Genomic DNA, 17,118 nt, shown 5'->3' with positions numbered 1-17,118 from the left:
GGAGTTTCTGATGGAAGTATCGTTATTGCAGGCAGTTTTAATTGGTCTAGTCACTTATTTGGGGGCCATTCATACGCCGTGGCTTTTGGGAGCAACCGGTGGCTGGTATGGAATCGGACGTCCCTTGGTGGCGGGAACCTTGGTCGGGTTAATTCTGGGAGATGTAAAAACGGGCATGATCATTGGTGCTACTATCAACATGGTTTTCCTGGGGGCTATTTCGCCGGGGGGCGCCATGGCTGCGGATTTAAATTTTGCCGGATTTATTGGAACGGCTCTCGCTATGATTACTAATTCATCCCCGCAAGTGGCGGTTTCCCTGGCAGTACCTATTGGTTTAATCGGGGTATTTGCCTGGAATGCCTTCTCAACAATCAATGTGTTTTTTGTTCATATGGTAGATAAGTATGCCGCAGAAGGCAGTCTGGCGAAAATGAGGTTTGCCGGTATTTTTCTCCCTCAATTACTTGGCTTTGCCTTACGGTTTGTACCGGCATTTCTAGTCGTTTATTTTGGTGCTGCTTATGGAAATAATTTATCAGCATTAATTCCGGCCTGGTTAACTACGGCATTAGGTACAATCGGAAGCATCTTGCCCGCCATCGGGATGGCGCTACTCTTGAAAATGATGATCAATGAATTTAGCCTTTGGTCTTTTTTCTTGATTGGGTTTGTTATGGTTGCTGTTTTGAAAATTAGTATTGTACCCTTGTCTGTTATTGGAATTTCCTTAGCTTTTGTAGTTCTTTATTTGAGAAATAAAAATGAGGAGATTGCATAATTATGGATAATAATCAGACTAAAAAGCTTAGTAAGAGAGATCTTTTTAACGTATGGATTACCTGGTTTCATTATCATACGGTTTGTTGGAGCTGGGAACGAATGCAAAATGTAGCTTTTTCTTTGAGTATGGAAAAAGCGATAAAAAAATTGGCCAGTAATAGTACGGAATATAAAGAAGGGTTAATACGGCATTTGAAATTCTTTAATAGTGAACCCCAATCTTGTACGATAGTACAGGGGATTATCACTTCTTTAGAAGAGCAAAAAGCTAATGGCAGTGATATTTCTGAAGAGACTATTGATTCGGTTAAATCAGGGATGATGGGGCCTATCGCCGGTATTGGTGACTCAATGGTTGCAGGTTTGCTAAATACCATTCTGCTCAGTATCGGTATAAGCATGGCGCAAGCCGGAAATGTTTTCGGTCCAATTTTCTTTTTTATAAGTTATGTTGCAATTATTACCGGCCTTTCTTGGTGGCTGTTTAAAAAGGGCTATGAATTAGGGACTGGAGCAATTTCTTCCCTTTTAGCTAGTGGAGGAATTAAAAAATTCACAGAAGTATTATCAGTTTTGGGTTTAACTGTAATAGGTGGGTTAACGGCAAGTTTTGTCAGCGTATCTACTAAAATAGCCTATAATGGGCAAACGATAGTGTCTTTGCAGAAGCTTTTGGATGGAATTATGCCTGGCATTTTACCTTTACTCACTACCTTTTTAATCTATTATTTACTTACAAAAAAGCAAGTATCTGTTGTAAAGATAATGGGACTGATTTTTATCTTTGGAGGAGCTTTATCAGTTATGGGAATTATCTAAGTATGATTTAGCTGATAAATACTATGGTTGAATTTTAGAAGCAGGTTTTGTCACAGAAAACGGCGCCAGCATAAGCTGAAAGCCGTTTTTTGTTATAAATCAAAGTTTTGAAGGACAAAAAAATGGCCGGTTGTTTTACGAAGGGATGGTCGGGAATGTTCCCTGCCATCCCTTCGCGTTGGTGCGCCGATACAACTGTGTGCGAGGCTATTTTTCGGATGTGGCAGTAAGCCCTCGGCCGCACCGAGTCCTCTTTTATTTGCCAGTTATTTTTTCAGGACATCGGCGGGATGTCCACGTCGCCGATGTCCTTGGTGCTTTTGCTCAATGCATTAATCAAGCTGGCTAGATTTTGTTAGAAGAATTGAGTTAATTATTGTGAAATGTTAAAGGTGGGCGATGAAATGAAAGCAGTGCCATTCAAAAAGAATGTTGCTGCACTTTTGTCCTGACCGTATTCAAAAAAAATACTGAGCCGCCGCCGTCAACGACTGAAGTTCCGATGTGCCGGAAGCCTGTGTCTCCACTGTGTTAAGGACCCGGTCGGTCGAGTGGTTGTTGGTGGCTGCCGACCAGAGGAATTACTGGTTGCCTACTTTTGCCAAATTGCCTGGCCGTCAAGCTGGAAGGAGATTGCCAATCCTAATACGGGTTTTTCGATGTCTCTGTAGCTTCAGGCTGATTATATGCAGCCGCTATACTTCTGGATCGGCAACCTGGCCAGTCTGACCTGCGCGATATCGGCTCAAGCCGTGATAGCGAGGATACTCTTCGGTATGGGCCGGGACGGAACCTTGCCGCCTGACCTTACCTTGGATTAAGCCGATGTAGGAACACTTCGCCGGATTTAAATTGAAGGTGCCACTCTTGGCGGAGGCAATTAGACGGTCGTCAAGTAAGGACAATTCGTTCTAACAAAGAATAAATGTAAAAAAATAGGGGTAATCCCCCCATTCTATGTTATGACTTAGTTCTCACGTAAATTTAAACCAGAAAGGACATGGAGATGTCTTCAATTAAACTGTGAGAATCTGTTATTCGGTTGCTCATTGCTAATAAAGATAATAAAAAAAGAAGGGGAATATCATTACAGCCCTTGTATTATCCAGAGTTATCTCTTGGATCATACAAAGGTTTTTTGTGCTTTTATTAAGACCTTGTGCATAATTCTTGCTCCTCTCACCTTTCACAATCTCTTAAATAGATATGAATGTATAAAGTTGAAAATGATAATTGTCAATTCGAAATTGACTGGTAAAAGCGGAAATTATCCGGATATTCCATGTCTTCTCTTTTTTGATCACAGAAAACAGTATCAAAAGAGGTCAGCGGTTCTAAGGTGCAAAATCCAATCGTATCTAACTTTGATTGATCAAGCAGTAAATAGCGGTACTTAGATCTCTGACATACAAGGTTTTTGAGATTTCTCGTTTCAATTTCTGTGGAGTATGAGAAATTCTTGTGGATATCAACTCCGGCGCAAGTGATAAAGCAACGGTCGAAATTGTAACCTTGTATTTCATTGATAGCGGTAGAGCTATATGTCAGTGCATAGTCTGCCAAATATAATCCACCTACAACGATAATGCGAGCTGTAATTGGCGGTGTAATCTGAGATGAGAGCAAAAAATTATTCGTCACAATGGTGATAAGGCGATCTTGTAGTAATTTGAACATATGCACCGTTGACGTTCCTGCATCAATAAAAATACACTCGCCATCACGAACCTCTTTACAAGCCATTTCACATACCATTTTTTTACCGGAACTATTCAATTGTAGCTTACTGGCCATTCTTAAATCTGAATCTAATGTAACAATAGAACTGTCAAGTGGCTTAATAGCGCCTCCCGGGATTCGCTTCAATTTTCTTTGTATTTCGAGATCCGCAAAATCTCTTCGAATAGTTGCCGAAGACACTTTGAGCTCTTCAGCCAATTCATTCACATTTAGTACGCCGGTTTCATCTAGTTTATTCAGTATATATTCAATTCTTTCGACCATGAACAAATTCTCCTTTTGATCCATTGGCATTTCATAACAATGTCTAAGTATGAATAGAAAAATTCTTAATTTATTTGTATTTTATCATGAGTGATCAAAGGCGTAAAGAAATAATCTGTTTATTTATAAGAACTCGCATTATAATGCTTGACGACAAACATATCTGGCTGTAATATGTTTATAGATAAACAAATTTATGATCAATATCGAAAGATCTGCTTATGATTGGCAGCAGATTCAAAGATAGTTGGGGCTGAACAAGCAGAAGGTTCGTGCCCCCCCTTGAGATACGTTTTACCAAATCTGTTTAGGAGGAGAATTTATGAATCAGAGAATTGAAAATCTAAAAACTTTAATCCTGGATTTGAACAAGGGCGTACGTGAAAAGAGACTGTACGAATACGTTGGTGAATCGCTGAGGAAAACCGTGGGGGAACCGATCCAGATTCGTCGTGCAAAAGCCTTTCAGAACGTTATGGAGAGAACAACGCAAGTCGTTTTTCCCTATGAACTGATTACTGGCACTATGCTTGGTCAGTGTCCTTTGAAAAAGGATATTTTATCCGAAGATGAGCGACGGGCAAAAGCTATTCAGATCATCGAGACCTATTTGGACAAAAAGAGGAAAAAAAATATTAGTCATACTATCGAATTTGCTGAAGGTCATGTCAAGAGCTTTGAAGAGAACTTTGGCAGTAAAAAGAGCCGCTGGTCGCTGATGGCCCGCGTTCACCAGGACGCTTCGATTCCTTACGATGATCTACAGGGCACAATCGCAGAGATGAAGGAACGGTATCAGGGCCAGGACATTGAGCCTTATGAAATTGGCCGCGAACTGGAGCGTTCTTTCAAAATTGAGTACGATAGTGAAGACAAAAAGCTATTTGATTCGCTTCCCTATTTTATCGGCAACCATATCAGTCTGAATTATGAGCGGATTGTCAAGGTAGGGCTGAAGGCCACACGCAATCAGGTGCAGGCTCTGTATGAGGCGGCTGAGGATGCAGACAAAAAGGAATATTATCAGGCTGCTGTCATCGCGGCGGACGCGACCATTGCGTTTATCCGCCGTTATGCGCAAACGGCCCGTGCTGAAAGCGAAGCTGCCGCTGTTACCTTGCAACGCTCCGAAGAGCTGAAGCGGATGGCCGAGATTTTGGATACCGTTGCGGAAGCTCCGGCATCGAACTTCTATGAAGCAACGCAACTGATGTGGATGCTGCACATCATTGCCAATATCCAGGGCGGCTCTGCTTTGTCTTTGGCGCGCATCGACCAATATCTGTATCCTTTCTATAAAAAGGATCTGGACGCTGGCGAAATTACCGAAGATTTTGCGAAAGATCTGCTCGCGTGCGTCTGGTTGAAGGTAAACGAGCCCAGAATGAGAACCGTGGAAAGCGTAACTCTGGGTGGCGTCGACAGAGAAGGCAACGATGCAGCCAATGACCTAACCAGAATTTGTCTGCAGGTGGCTGCCGATTTGCGTGTGCCTTATCCTAATATTGGACTGCGCATCAACCGGAAGAATCCTGACTGGCTGTATGATGAAGCAATCAACACCACAGCTGCCGGTTCCGGTCAGCCCATGCTGTTGAACGATGAGATATGGGTTCCCAGCCTGATGAGCCTGGGTTTCTCTCAGGAAAATGCAAATGATTATTACAACATGGGTTGCGTAGAACTGGAAGTTCCCGGAAAACAGCCCAGTTATGGTGTTTGCGAATCTATTGCGTTCCCAGTGTTGATTGAAGAGGTCATGCGCAAGTATGCTGAAGGAACCTGTACGATCAATACTTTCGACGATTATATGAATGCTTACAAGGCGGAATTGAATGCCGCAATCGAAGCGGACTTCGAGGAAGCTGTTCAGAAGAAAGCAAATATGAAGAATCGCTGCTTCGATCCCTATTCTTCCCTGTTAATTGATGGCTGCATAGAAAATGGTAAAGATATGCTACAAGGCGGCGCTGAGTTGCCTATGGAATGGTCGGTGTATGCCTATGGCATCGGGACTGCGGCGGATTCCTTGTATGCAGTCAAAAAGGTTATCTTTGAAGACGAAAGCATGACCTTAGAGCATCTGAACGAAGTGCTAAACGCGAACTTCGAGGGCTATGAATACGAACGCAATCTGCTGATTGAGTGTGGTCAGCATTATGGCAATGATCAGAGTGATGTTGATAAAGTGGCAAATGAAGTCCTGAACTATTTCACGCAGCAGGTTTCTGCACTGAACAAGCGGGGCATGGGTGATGTGTTTGTGTCCACTTTGTTCGGATATTTCTTCCACATCTACCACGGCGAGATCGCTAAGGCGACACCAAATGGACGTAAAAAGGGCGAACCTTTCAGTGACAGTATGGGACCTAGTCAAGGGATGGATGTCAATGGTCCCACAAGGCTTCTGAATTCTGTACTGGCGCTGGAGGCAGACAAGATTACAGGTGCGTTTGCGTTAAGCTTTAAAATGAATCCCTCTTTTTTTGCGGATGATTCCGGCAGGAACGCCATGAAGCAGGTGTTGAAAACCTATATCGACAATGGTGGTCCACAAATTCAGGTCTATACCACCAATGCCGAAGATTTGCAGGACGCAATGATCCATCCCGATAAGCACAGAGACCTGATCGTTCGCGTCGGTGGTTATTGCGAGTTCTTCGTGGATTTGGATCGAACCCTGCAGAAAGAAATTTTGACTCGGACAATGTACGGAGAGTAATTGTGGAAAAGGGATTAGTCTTTGGAATTCAGCATTTTTCAATTCATGATGGCCCTGGAATACGAAGCAATGTATTCCTTAAGGGGTGCCCGTTGCGCTGTCTTTGGTGCCATAATCCCGAAGGCTTGTCTTGCGGTATTGGTTTGCAATATTACGAACGGAATTGTACCCATTGTGGTCGGTGCGGACATATCTATAGGGATATAAAAAGTACTGAAAAGTTGAGCGATGATCAGAAGCGGGATTTGGCACGTCACTGTCCCTATCGGGCCTTACGTCTTGTGGGTGAACTGATGACCGCAGAAGAAGTGGTCGCGGAAGTGGTCAAGGACGCACGTTATTTTAAATCCTCTGGAGGCGGTATGACCATCTCCGGAGGAGAGCCGATGCTGCAGGCGAAGTTTGCCATCGAACTGGCAAAGCTGGCAAAAGAGCAAGGAATCATGACGGCGTTGGAAACAAGCGGGTTTTCAGCCTTGGAAAATTACATCCAAATTATGCCCTATATCGACACATTCTTGTGGGATTATAAGGCAACCAGTGAAGAGACACATAAAAAGCTGGTGGGAGTCTCCAATGAACTGATTCTTGCGAATTTACACTGCCTTTACGAGCGTGGCGCAAAGATCGTTCTACGGTGTCCGTTGATTCCCGGAGTCAACGACAGTGAAGAACATCTCAGAGGTATTGCAAATATGTGCAAACGATATCCAAATTTAGCTGCTATTGAAGTGATGCCTTATCACAAAATGGGTGTTTCTAAAGCAAAGCGAATTGGATATGAGCAAGAGGAATATTATGTGCCCGAGAAAGAATTGAAAAATTATTGGAAGTCAAAAATTGAGGAGTACGGTGGAAAGCTGACCCGGATGAACTAATTGCTTTAGTAATCAAGAGGAACAAGAAAGGGAATTTCTAATTTTTTAGGTCTACAGACAATTTTGCTAGGGCTTGTGTGTAAATTAACGGAATGACTCATGACCAGTTATTTTTGTGCCAGACGAATTATACCCTAAAGGGCACGCGAAATTTTTTAGGGATAGCGGTTCCTATTAAAAAAATAATGAAATATGGCACAAAAAGCATTGTTAGGGGAGATTCTGGTATTTTATCAACAAGCCCTAATTAGATAGCTTGTTCTGTAAAAAGAAAGATTACACCAAGATTAAGCAGTAAAATATTAAAAATGGAGTTTGCTATGTGGAAATTTATCATATTGATAGCCCTTTTATGGAGTATTCAAGGAATATTAGGATATTGGCAAATGAAGCATTTTAATGCACGCTTTAAGCGATTAAGGGAGGAAGGACGAGTTGTTATAGGTCGTTCTTATGGACGCTTGAAGGCAGGTGTTGTTGTTCTAATTTGTATTGATCCGCTGGGGAATATTATGAAAGCGGAAAGAATGGCAGGAAGATCCAGTTTTGCTCGATTTAAGCCTTTCAATTATCTAAATAATCATTCGTTGCATAATCTAACTGAAGAAAATTATGAAAAGATGGATATGCAAACTAAAAAAGCAATATTGAATGCGGTTGATAACTTTCTGATGTTTAATAATCAAAAGGTAGTGAGTGCGGTAGAAGAATAACTAGAAGAGGTTTTTTGTGTATGATAAATTATCAGACTAAACGGAAAATTTGGCAAATAACGAAGAATACTTGGATATAGATGTGTGATTCATAGCTTCGAACATGCGGGAAGGCTCGAATAGTTGTTTTTAGTAGACAAGAAAAAAGAATTATCAAAAAAAACAAATTAATCAAAAAATGGACTTTACAAAACTGAAAAAGAATAGTATATTTAACATACCAGATGTATCATACATTTGATACATTGAGACTCGATTTGGTTGTAAAATAAAAAAGTTAAAAGGAATTATGGAGGAATTAGAAATGAAACCAACTAAAAAAGCAATTGAGATGTCACCAAAAGAATTGGCGCGGTATATTGATTATTCAGTTCTAAAACCGGAATTTACTGAAAAAGAGATTATCGAGTTAACTCAAGACGGAGTAAAACGTCACTGCGCAACCATTTGCATTAATCCGGGATATATGGAACTTTGCGAACCATATGTGAAAAATACGGAGACCATGTTATGTCCGGTATGTGATTTTCCTTTTGGCACGAGTTCTACCGAATCTAAAGTACAACAAATTGAAGTGGTTGCTAAATATGACTCGGTCAAAGAAGTCGATGTTGTGGCGAACTTTGGTTGGATTCGTGGTGAAATGTATGACAAAGTGACAGCAGATCTCAAAGCGTGTGCAGATGCATGCCATAAATATGGCCGCAAATTGAAAGTGATTTTTGAAACGGATGCACTTACGGAAGAACAAGTTCGTAAAACATGCCAATGCTGCGTAGCTGCAGGCGTTGATTTTGTAAAAACGAGCACTGGCTTTTTAACTGGCTTCGAAGCACATGGTGCCACTCCAGAAATTATCAAGGTGATGATGGAGGAAGTAGGCGATAAGTGTCAAGTTAAGGGTAGTGGCTGCATTCGGACTCGCGAGCATTTCCTGCAACTGATCGATATGGGAATTGACCGTATGGGGGTTGGCTACAAATCGGTGCCTGTTGTGCTGGGTGAGTCAGCTGTTGCTGCTGGTAAAGCAGATAATTATTAGTCAAACCGGTTGTTCCCACAATGATATTTTTGGCTGTGTAGATCATGATAAAAGAGCAATGCAGAGAATAATCCTGAGAAATATCTCTATCATTGCAACAGATGGAGATAAGGGAGAAAGCTCATATGGAAAAAAATCCTGCATTACAGGGAACACTAGTGGATGATAATGGCATTCCATTATATTATCAATTGGTTTCGATTATTAAGAGAAACATTACTTCTGCTGTTTTAAAGCCGGGTGACTTGCTGCCATCAGAAGTGGAGTTTATGGATTCGTACAAAATCAGTCGTTCGACGGTAAGGCAAGCATTCGGAAGCTTGGAAGAGGATGGTTTGGTGATCCGGCGTAGGGGCAAGGGAACGTATGTGGCAAAGCCTAAATTACGGCGTAAGCTTGATAATGTATATAGTTTTTCAAATGACATGATTCAACAAGGGTTAAAACCAGACTCTAAAGTCATTCGATTTGCGAATAGGAAAGTGTCTCGAGATCTAATGAAGGGATTGAAAATTCGCGATTCAGAAGAAAATATATTTGAGGTTGTCAGAGTCCGTATGGCAAATGGCGAGCCGCTGTTATTGGAAACTACATTTATTCCCTCAAAATTCTGTCCCTATTTAACAAAGGAAATGCTCGAACATGATTCGTTGTACCGGATTCTAAAAGATCTCTCATCAATAGAAGCATATTATGCGGTAGAGACGTACCAACCGATTATATTAAAAAAATATGAAGCAGAATTATTACAGTGCAAACCCGGTATGAGTGGATATTTTGTCGAACGTATTTCTTACCTTGAGACTGAGGAGATCTTTGAGATGACACAGTCTATAGTACGAAGTGATCGCTGTAAATACGAAGTTAAGCTATATAAAGACAGCATTATGTTTAGTCGGACAGTTGAACAATAGTAAAAAAACATGTTATTAAGTAAATGATCCTCGTTAGGTATGATCACTAGGGAACTACTGATTTATTCGCACCGCATGTCCTGACGGATTTTTTCCTGTCTGGCTGCGTCAGCAGATTTTGCTTCCTTGTCAGATGAAGAAATCTCTTGCCAGGCCGACAGGCTCATTAAATCAGCGGTTCCCTAGAATTATTTATAGTAATGTGGAAAGGAGCATGAGGGAGAGCGTAGCAGAATGGGTAAAATCTCGAGAATATTTAAACAGGGAGGTAATTGATTTATGGATATTGTTGTTAATGCTTCGGTATATTTTATGTCGATGTTCCAAGCAGGCGGAAAAACGTTGGTGTCATTAATTACTGGAATTCTTCCGACGCTGGCCTGCTTACTGGTGGTTGTTAAAGCAATTGTCAAATTTATTGGTGAAGAAAAACTTGAAGCACTAGCGCAAAAAGGGGCCAACAGTATTATTATCCGGTATGTCGTGCTGCCGTCGTTGTCGTGGCTTATCTTGGCCAATCCGATGGCATTTACGATGGGACGTTTTCTACCGCAGAAATATAAAGGAGCATTTTTTGATGCAATTTGTGCGTTGGGCCATCCTTTTACCGGACTTTTCCCGCATACGGATCCCTCGGAGTTATTTATTTGGCTGGGTGTATCGCAGGGATTAGTAACTTTGGGATTGCCGGTTGCCGGCCTGGCTGTAGGATATTTGGTTGCTGGTATAACGGTGGCGTTGATTAGAGGACTGGTTACCGAACGGCTTTGGATTTATTTTGCTAAGAAAAAAGGTATTGATGTTAATGCAGGAACAGGGGCTACTACGTTAAATTGACATTAAATCTGTATTTTAAAATTATAGTTAGGAAAGGAAGGAGCTTAAATGGAATATAAAGCAGTTGAAGTCTCTAAAGGACGTGGCGGTTGGGGAACGCCGTTAGTTATAAAGCCTGTGCCGGGAAAAGACAAAATCCTTTCCATTACAGGTGGAGGAATTGATCCTCTTGCACAAAAGATTGCAGAGTTAACGGGTGGTATAGCTATTGACGGATTGAAGAATTCGGTGCCGGACAAGGAAGTAGCGTGTGCTGTTATTGATTGCGGCGGTACGTGCCGGCTTGGTATATTGCCAATGAAGAAGATCTTGACAATCAATATTAATGGCGGCCCACCGAGCGGTCCCATGGGTCAGCATGCAAAGGAAGGAATTTATCTCTCGGGAGCTACTGTGGATACGGTAAAGATTGTTGAAGGCTGATAACAAATACTAGGAGGTAAAATTATGAATATGAATGACTCTGCGATAGGAAAATTTATGACTAAGTTTGGGCGTTTGGCAGGGAAATTTACATCAACGTTTTTTCAGGCTGGTAGAGAAACGAAAGATGTAATTATGGAAACAGTTCTACCCTTTATGTTCTTCGTGTCGGCCTTGATCGGTATTATTTTAACAACCGGCATTGGCGATGTAATTGCTAAGACGTTGAGTCCGCTGGCTTCCTCCTTGCCAGGTCTGGTTCTTTTATCAATGATTTGCGGTTTCCCGGTGTTGTCTCCTTTGCTGGGACCAGGCGCGGTTATTGCTCAGGTTATCGGCGTCTTAGTCGGTACGGAAATCGGTCTGGGACATATTCCTCCATCCATGGCATTGCCGGCATTGTTTGCAATTAATGCTCAGGTTGGATGTGACTTTATCCCGGTAGGCGTAGGTCTTTGCGAAGCGGATCCTGAGACCATTGAAGTGTCGGTGCCGGCCATACTGATAGGGCGTTTTATTACAGGACCGATAGCTGTATTGGTAGCAGGTGTCTACTCCCTGGTGTTAGGGGTATAAATTATATAATCTAGGAGAAGAATTGTTATGCAGGAAGTAATTTATGAAACGGAAGTTTTTGCAATCGGGGATATGGCGGTTCAACTTTTAAATGATGAAAAACTTCTTGTTTTATTTGGAGCTGAAGCTCCGGAGTTTTTACAGGAAGTGTGTTATAAACACAACAATAATTCTGTAAAAAAATCAATTGCAAATGGCGATATTGTAAAAATCGATGATAAGACATATCGGGTTACCAGTGTTGGTGACGTTGCTAATCAAAATTTACTAGCCATGGGGCATTGTACTCTGGACTTTAATGTTAAACCAGAGGCGGATAGGCTTCCCGGCTCCATTCATTTAATTGGGGAACAAATACCTGCTCTTAATGTTGGTTCTAAGATTACAGTTATTCGTGAGTAACGTTGTTGTGAGCTAAAATACTGTTTGCTTTATTACCCTGCCATATTTCATGCAAAAAAAATAAGGCTATGCTTGTGGTTATTTCCAACTTTAGAAGCTGTTTCTCAACTATTTACAGGGAAAGTGTATAAATGGATTGATTACTGATGAAGAAACTTCAAAATTATTATTAGATTTTAAAAAATAAAAGATATCATCAAGAAGTTTTTCAGTACAAGTGATAGATTCTGGGAAATGGAAGTAAATGATTGAAGACAAGTCCATAGAGTTTGGTAAAGAGGAAAAGGGCCGGGGGCTAGCAAAGAATCGCTTCTCATGGTTCTTTTCCTGTTTTTACAAAAATTACTTTAATGAGGGAGATGTGTCTACTATGAAAGCTGCGGTATATTATGGCCGAGAAAATGTTGTTATTGAAGAACGTGACATCCCACAAATCGGAGATGATGAAATTCTTCTCAAAGTGAAGTATTGTTCTATTTGTGGTACTGATGTCAGGATTTATAGTTTTGGTCAGGCAAATGTAATACCGCCCCGGATTTTAGGGCATGAAATAACTGGTGTTGTTGATAAAGTGGGAAAAAACGTGAGTGGTTATGTGACTGGTGAAAATGCAATTTTGGCTCCTGCTATCGCTTGCGGAACTTGTAAAGACTGCGGACGAGGCCATAGTAATTTTTGTACGCAAGCAAATGCCTTTGGTTATAGCGTAGATGGTGGCTTTGCCGAATATATCCGTGTACCGTCTACTGCGATTGCAAACGGTAACTTGATCAAACTGGCGCCCCGTGCGAGATTGTCGGAATATTGTCTGGCAGAGCCGTTATCTTGTGTTATTAATGGACAGCAACCATTAAATATAAAAAAAGGTGATCAAGTATTGGTGATCGGTGCTGGCCCAATTGGTGCTATGCATGTATTGTTAGCCAAGGCAAATGGTGCCAACGTCATTTTAGCTGATATTGATTCTAATCGATTAGAGTTGGCCGGCAAATGCGGTGCTGATTTGTTGATTAATTCCAAGGACGTGGATTTGGTGGGGCAGGTAAAAGAATTAACAAACGGAAATGGCGTGGATGTGGCGATTACGGCCTGTTCCGTTCCGATTGCCCAGGAACAGGCTCTTAAGTCTGTCGGAAAGGGTGGAAGGGTTAGCTTTTTTGCCGGATTGCCTAAAGAAAAAGCAGTTAATTGCTTAGATATGAATATTGTTCACTACAATGAAGTATCAATCCATGGAGCCTATGGTTCCCGGTTGGATCAGAATATAGAGGCTTATAAGCTATTGACTGATAAAACAGTGGATGCAGCAAAATTAATTACTCATGTCTTGCCGTTGGAACAATTGATTGATGGGTTTAATTTAGTCAAAACAGGTCAAGGTTTGAAAGTGGTTATTGAGCTATAAAAGTGTCACCTACATAGTTCTTTATAACTAAATCTTAAATTAGAGAGGATGTTCGTTTATGTTGGTAAACACAAAGGAAATGTTGCAAAAGGCCTCAGACTTAAAATATTGTATAATTCAACCCAATGTATGGGATTTGCAAAGCTTGCGGGCGATTTTGCGGTCCAGCTTGGAAACCTCGTGTCCGATTATTGTTGGTTTGGCAGAAGTTCATTTTCGTTTTATTACACCAGAAGAAGTAGGTGAACTGGTTAAATACTATGCTAGTAAAACAGATATGCCCATTGCATTACAACTGGATCATGGTATGACTTTTGATGCAGTCGTCCGTTCGATTAGGGCTGGTTTCACTGCAGTTATGATTGACGCTTCAAGTTTGCCTTATGAGGAGAATATTCGTGTGACAAGTGAAGTCGTTCGTGTTGCCAAGACTTGTAATGTTACAGTGGAAGCGGAACTCGGACATGTAGGTAGCGGTCAAAATTATCAGGAAATAGTAATCAATCAAAGCCTGTTGACTGATCCATTACAGGCTCGTGAGTTTGTTGAGAGAACACAAATTGATAGCTTAGCTGTTGCTGTAGGAACTGCTCATGGTGAATATAATGGAACACCGAAGTTGGAGTTTCAGCGATTGGCCGATATAAAAAAAGAAGTAGATGTGCCACTGGTTTTACATGGTGGGTCGGGGACAGGCAAAGAACTGTTAGCCAAGGCTGTTACAACTGGTATCAGTAAGCTGAATGTGGGCACAGATTTAATGAAAGCAGCTAGGCGCGCCATTCATGAATCCACTGCTAATCTGCAATATGCGGAAGAGGGAATAGTGGCGGAAAAAGCTATTCGTGAGTGTTTAAAAGGATATATTGATTGTTGTGGTGGAATCGGTAAAGCGCCAGCGGATCTTAAATATGTGGATTTAAGTATGATTGGCGAAAGCAGTCAGGAAGATCTTACCGGTATAGCTTGCTCGGATAATGCATAGGTAAGTACAGAATAAATAGATCAGAAAAGCAAAAAGAAGAAAAAGAGGGTATATAATTTTCCCGGAAGCGGCCTATTAACGGCCTCTAGTTTATAAATATGACAATACGAGAGGAAACACAATGAAACGAAAGATTAAAACCCCCTTTTTTTCAGTCAATCCGAAGGGGTATCTGTATGGGAAAGAAGTAGTTGAGTTGGCTGTCGAAGCTGACCGTCTGGCTAAACAATATAACATTGACTTATTTTACACAGCTCAGGTCATTGATTTCCCGGCAATCAATGAGGTTGCCGAAAGGATATTTTTGACGGCGCAGCATATGGATCCGCTGGCTCCTGGGCGAGGGATGGGATATATCTTTCCAGCGGCTCTGCAATATTATAACGTGAAAGCTACCTTTCTTAATCATGCTGAACATCCGATGAATTTGCGGGATTTGGTAAAAACAATAAAGCTGGCCAACAGTTTAGAAATGTATACAATTGCCTGTGCCGATTCTGTTGAGGAAGCGCAGGCTATCGCTCAGCTAAAACCGGATATTCTTATTTGTGAGCCAACTGAATTGATTGGCACTGGACAGACCAGCAGTGCTCACTATAGGGAAACAAGTAACACGGCGGTTAAGCAGATTTCACCGGATACCCTGGTTTTGCAAGGGGCAGGTATCAGCACGGGAAAAGATGTTTACCAGGTGATTAAAGCCGGGGCTGACGGTACCGGTGGCACTAGTGGGATTGTCTGCGCACCGGATAAGGTAGCGACACTCCGGGAAATGATAGAAGCTCTTGTCGATGCTAGAAGTGAATTGGGCATGTAAGGTACTTACCTAATATTGTGTGGCATGCCGTATTTTGTTTATACAGGACAGTCATTTGCTTATTTATAGCCGAATGATAGTAAAATTAGGTAGAGGAGTTATCGTTTTATTCAACAAGAACGGTAACTCTTTTACGTATAGTCAAGTGAACGGGTGGAGGAGTAATTATATGGTAAATAGATGTGTAACCTACTTAGACAGTAAGATACACGCTTGTTACCATGGCCATAAAAAAGTAAAGGAGCCGGAATATGAAAGATGAATTTCACACAGCGATTAATACCATAAGCCGTTTTCTGGCGTTTAGAAATTTGGAAAAGTTCACACGAGATCATTTACAAAAAACGTACAGTTTGGACAAAGTAGCTGTACTAGTTGTATTTGGCAATGATCTGCCTTGTGTTCCGGCAGTGGCCTGTCAGGCATATCAGGTCGGACTATGTGATTATTTGCTGATGTGCGGCGGCATCGGACACTCTACGGAGATTCTCAGGAAAAAACTCAGAGAGAATCCTCTATATGCAAACTGTAATTTGCAAGGCGGTGAGGGGGATATTTTCACCGAAATAGCCCGAAAGCTTTATCATATACCGGCAGAGAGAATCTTGGTTGAAAACCGATCAACCAATTGTAGTGAAAATAGTCGATTTGCCTTGAAGGTTTTAAAGGAGCAGGGAGTAGAATATCCTTCGATAGCTTTGTTGCAGGATCCTCTGTTGCAATATCGGAGTTATATTTCTTTAAAACAATATCTTCCGAAAGACACTTTGCTGGTTAGTTATGCACCCTTTATTCCTGAAATGAATCGCAAAATGGAGTTTGATAACAGGATAGAGGATTTATGGAGTAAAGAACGTTTCTACGAATTGTTAATGGGGGAAATATGGCGTTTGCGGGATGATGAGAAAGGCTATGGCCCACAGGGAAAAAATTACTTTGGACACATAGATATTCCGCATCGGGTGGAAATTAGCTATGATCTGCTAAGGGAACCATTAAAAAACTATTTAGGCAGGTGTGAATAAAATTTTCCCCAAGGCTGTTTTTATTTATGCCCATTTGTATACACGGTTTTGTAAAACCTAAAAAGTAAATCAACATATTTCCAAAATTAAAAATAGCCCTTAAATAACGAATCCTCGGATTTTAAAATCCGAGGATTTTTTAATGAAATTCAAATAAAAATGGATTATTTAAGAAGGAATTGGGATGCCTTGATGGTGTGTTCTTACGGGCGTTAAACCCATATGGATTTGCTAGAAACAACATGGAACAACTGGGCTATTCTATGGAGAGATATACCCGACTGATGAAGCCCGCATGCTTGCCAGAACCGGTGATAAGCGTTTTCTCCTGGGACGTGTCTTAAAAAACACCTATGAGGAGATCTTTGCCGGTCAGGTAGTACAAGAGCTGGTCAAACAGTCTTGCATTGAACTATTCCCCACTCCATAGTCGGAGTCATTACCAGCAAATCGCATAACCTCTTTAATCGGCAAGATCGAATCCTGGTTACACCTGACGGTTATACAGACAATTTCGGCTATAGCGCCACCATCACCGGTCATACAATCACCGAACCGGTTAACAGAAGGGTAGTCCATTCCGTATTTCAGGCAGACAGCTAATCGACGGTGACATGGTACTGATTACACCGGAAGGGCGAATCAATATCCTCCTTGTTAACCAATGGAAGAAAGTTGCGGGATTTTGGCGTAGTCCGACAAATTGTCAGCCTGAAAAATAAGAAGCTGCTATTTTGTATTCCCCTTTATGCAGATAACGATGTGCAACATGA

17 protein-coding genes are annotated in these 17,118 nt (G+C 41.4%); 16 read left to right on the top strand and 1 reads right to left on the bottom strand.

All coding sequences use genetic code 11. The features are described 5' to 3' along the window. Positions 1-10: 10 nt before the first annotated feature. The 3 genes from BMW43_RS06835 to BMW43_RS21695 all read left to right on the top strand — a co-directional run bounded on the left by BMW43_RS06835 (position 11) and on the right by BMW43_RS21695 (position 2,423). The gene (locus BMW43_RS06835) at positions 11-781 is read left to right on the top strand and encodes a PTS mannose/fructose/sorbose/N-acetylgalactosamine transporter subunit IIC (RefSeq protein ID WP_091745108.1); all 771 of its coding nucleotides are present in this window, start codon (positions 11-13) and stop codon (positions 779-781) included. A gap of 2 nt (positions 782-783) precedes the next feature. After that, positions 784-1,602: a PTS system mannose/fructose/sorbose family transporter subunit IID gene (locus BMW43_RS06830; RefSeq protein WP_091745106.1), complete on the top strand. Its 819-nt coding sequence runs from the start codon at positions 784-786 to the stop codon at positions 1,600-1,602. Between the two features lie 686 nt (positions 1,603-2,288). Continuing rightward, the gene (locus BMW43_RS21695) at positions 2,289-2,423 is read left to right on the top strand and encodes a hypothetical protein (RefSeq protein ID WP_281246117.1); all 135 of its coding nucleotides are present in this window, start codon (positions 2,289-2,291) and stop codon (positions 2,421-2,423) included. Between the two features lie 415 nt (positions 2,424-2,838). Here BMW43_RS21695 and BMW43_RS06820 read toward each other — a convergent pair whose 3' ends face one another. Next, entirely contained in the window at positions 2,839-3,606 is a 768-nt protein-coding gene (locus BMW43_RS06820) for a DeoR/GlpR family DNA-binding transcription regulator (protein WP_177173489.1), read from the bottom strand. A gap of 322 nt (positions 3,607-3,928) precedes the next feature. Between BMW43_RS06820 and BMW43_RS06815 the strand changes: the two genes are divergently transcribed. From BMW43_RS06815 to BMW43_RS06760, 13 genes are all read left to right on the top strand, one after another. Beyond that, positions 3,929-6,328, top strand: coding sequence for a pyruvate formate lyase family protein (locus BMW43_RS06815; protein WP_091745100.1), 2,400 nt, complete (start codon positions 3,929-3,931; stop codon positions 6,326-6,328). Positions 6,329-6,330: 2 nt separating this feature from the next. Continuing rightward, positions 6,331-7,206, top strand: a complete 876-nt coding sequence (locus BMW43_RS06810; protein ID WP_245732253.1) for a glycyl-radical enzyme activating protein — start codon at positions 6,331-6,333, stop codon at positions 7,204-7,206. 320 nt (positions 7,207-7,526) lie between these two features. Beyond that, complete coding sequence (locus tag BMW43_RS06805) at positions 7,527-7,919, top strand: transcriptional regulator GutM (RefSeq protein WP_177173488.1); 393 nt, start codon at positions 7,527-7,529, stop codon at positions 7,917-7,919. Between the two features lie 304 nt (positions 7,920-8,223). Further along, positions 8,224-8,961, top strand: coding sequence for a deoxyribose-phosphate aldolase (gene deoC, locus BMW43_RS06800; RefSeq protein ID WP_091745096.1), 738 nt, complete (start codon positions 8,224-8,226; stop codon positions 8,959-8,961). A gap of 125 nt (positions 8,962-9,086) precedes the next feature. Next, positions 9,087-9,875: a GntR family transcriptional regulator gene (locus tag BMW43_RS06795; protein ID WP_177173487.1), complete on the top strand. Its 789-nt coding sequence runs from the start codon at positions 9,087-9,089 to the stop codon at positions 9,873-9,875. Between the two features lie 279 nt (positions 9,876-10,154). Continuing rightward, on the top strand, positions 10,155-10,712 hold the full coding sequence (gene srlA, locus BMW43_RS06790) for a PTS glucitol/sorbitol transporter subunit IIC (protein WP_091745092.1): 558 nt from the start codon (positions 10,155-10,157) through the stop codon (positions 10,710-10,712). A gap of 48 nt (positions 10,713-10,760) precedes the next feature. Then, positions 10,761-11,135 carry a hypothetical protein gene (locus BMW43_RS21960; RefSeq protein ID WP_439331450.1) on the top strand — a complete coding sequence of 125 codons (375 nt, stop codon included), beginning with the start codon at positions 10,761-10,763 and terminating at the stop codon, positions 11,133-11,135. Positions 11,136-11,159: 24 nt separating this feature from the next. Next, positions 11,160-11,711 (top strand): PTS glucitol/sorbitol transporter subunit IIB, encoded by a 552-nt coding sequence (locus BMW43_RS21955; RefSeq protein ID WP_439331449.1) that lies wholly within the window; start codon positions 11,160-11,162, stop codon positions 11,709-11,711. Positions 11,712-11,738: 27 nt separating this feature from the next. Next, positions 11,739-12,113: a PTS glucitol/sorbitol transporter subunit IIA gene (locus BMW43_RS06780; RefSeq protein WP_091745091.1), complete on the top strand. Its 375-nt coding sequence runs from the start codon at positions 11,739-11,741 to the stop codon at positions 12,111-12,113. 244 nt (positions 12,114-12,357) lie between these two features. Continuing rightward, positions 12,358-13,518 carry a zinc-dependent dehydrogenase gene (locus tag BMW43_RS06775; protein ID WP_245732252.1) on the top strand — a complete coding sequence of 387 codons (1,161 nt, stop codon included), beginning with the start codon at positions 12,358-12,360 and terminating at the stop codon, positions 13,516-13,518. Positions 13,519-13,576: 58 nt separating this feature from the next. Then, positions 13,577-14,503, top strand: coding sequence for a class II fructose-bisphosphate aldolase (locus BMW43_RS06770; protein WP_091745087.1), 927 nt, complete (start codon positions 13,577-13,579; stop codon positions 14,501-14,503). A gap of 121 nt (positions 14,504-14,624) precedes the next feature. Further along, positions 14,625-15,320, top strand: coding sequence for a triose-phosphate isomerase (locus BMW43_RS06765; protein WP_091745085.1), 696 nt, complete (start codon positions 14,625-14,627; stop codon positions 15,318-15,320). Between the two features lie 251 nt (positions 15,321-15,571). Continuing rightward, positions 15,572-16,345 (top strand): YdcF family protein, encoded by a 774-nt coding sequence (locus tag BMW43_RS06760; protein WP_091745082.1) that lies wholly within the window; start codon positions 15,572-15,574, stop codon positions 16,343-16,345. Positions 16,346-17,118 lie beyond the last annotated feature (773 nt).

Origin of the sequence: Propionispora vibrioides, assembly GCF_900110485.1 — a bacterium.
Classification (GTDB): Bacteria; Bacillota; Negativicutes; order Propionisporales; family Propionisporaceae; genus Propionispora; species Propionispora vibrioides.
This window is presented reverse-complemented; position numbering and strand designations above follow the sequence as displayed.

Coding starts and splice junctions, on each gene's coding strand:
- BMW43_RS06775 (WP_245732252.1), top strand. CDS start 12,358: ATGATTGAAGACAAGTCCATAGAGTTTGGTAAAGAGGAAAAGGGCCGG.
- srlA (WP_091745092.1), top strand. CDS start 10,155: ATGGATATTGTTGTTAATGCTTCGGTATATTTTATGTCGATGTTCCAA.
- BMW43_RS06805 (WP_177173488.1), top strand. CDS start 7,527: ATGTGGAAATTTATCATATTGATAGCCCTTTTATGGAGTATTCAAGGA.
- BMW43_RS21960 (WP_439331450.1), top strand. CDS start 10,761: ATGGAATATAAAGCAGTTGAAGTCTCTAAAGGACGTGGCGGTTGGGGA.
- BMW43_RS06835 (WP_091745108.1), top strand. CDS start 11: ATGGAAGTATCGTTATTGCAGGCAGTTTTAATTGGTCTAGTCACTTAT.
- BMW43_RS21955 (WP_439331449.1), top strand. CDS start 11,160: ATGAATATGAATGACTCTGCGATAGGAAAATTTATGACTAAGTTTGGG.
- BMW43_RS06830 (WP_091745106.1), top strand. CDS start 784: ATGGATAATAATCAGACTAAAAAGCTTAGTAAGAGAGATCTTTTTAAC.
- BMW43_RS06760 (WP_091745082.1), top strand. CDS start 15,572: ATGAAAGATGAATTTCACACAGCGATTAATACCATAAGCCGTTTTCTG.
- BMW43_RS06820 (WP_177173489.1), bottom strand. CDS start 3,606: ATGGTCGAAAGAATTGAATATATACTGAATAAACTAGATGAAACCGGC.
- deoC (WP_091745096.1), top strand. CDS start 8,224: ATGAAACCAACTAAAAAAGCAATTGAGATGTCACCAAAAGAATTGGCG.
- BMW43_RS21695 (WP_281246117.1), top strand. CDS start 2,289: ATGCAGCCGCTATACTTCTGGATCGGCAACCTGGCCAGTCTGACCTGC.
- BMW43_RS06765 (WP_091745085.1), top strand. CDS start 14,625: ATGAAACGAAAGATTAAAACCCCCTTTTTTTCAGTCAATCCGAAGGGG.
- BMW43_RS06770 (WP_091745087.1), top strand. CDS start 13,577: ATGTTGGTAAACACAAAGGAAATGTTGCAAAAGGCCTCAGACTTAAAA.
- BMW43_RS06795 (WP_177173487.1), top strand. CDS start 9,087: ATGGAAAAAAATCCTGCATTACAGGGAACACTAGTGGATGATAATGGC.
- BMW43_RS06780 (WP_091745091.1), top strand. CDS start 11,739: ATGCAGGAAGTAATTTATGAAACGGAAGTTTTTGCAATCGGGGATATG.
- BMW43_RS06815 (WP_091745100.1), top strand. CDS start 3,929: ATGAATCAGAGAATTGAAAATCTAAAAACTTTAATCCTGGATTTGAAC.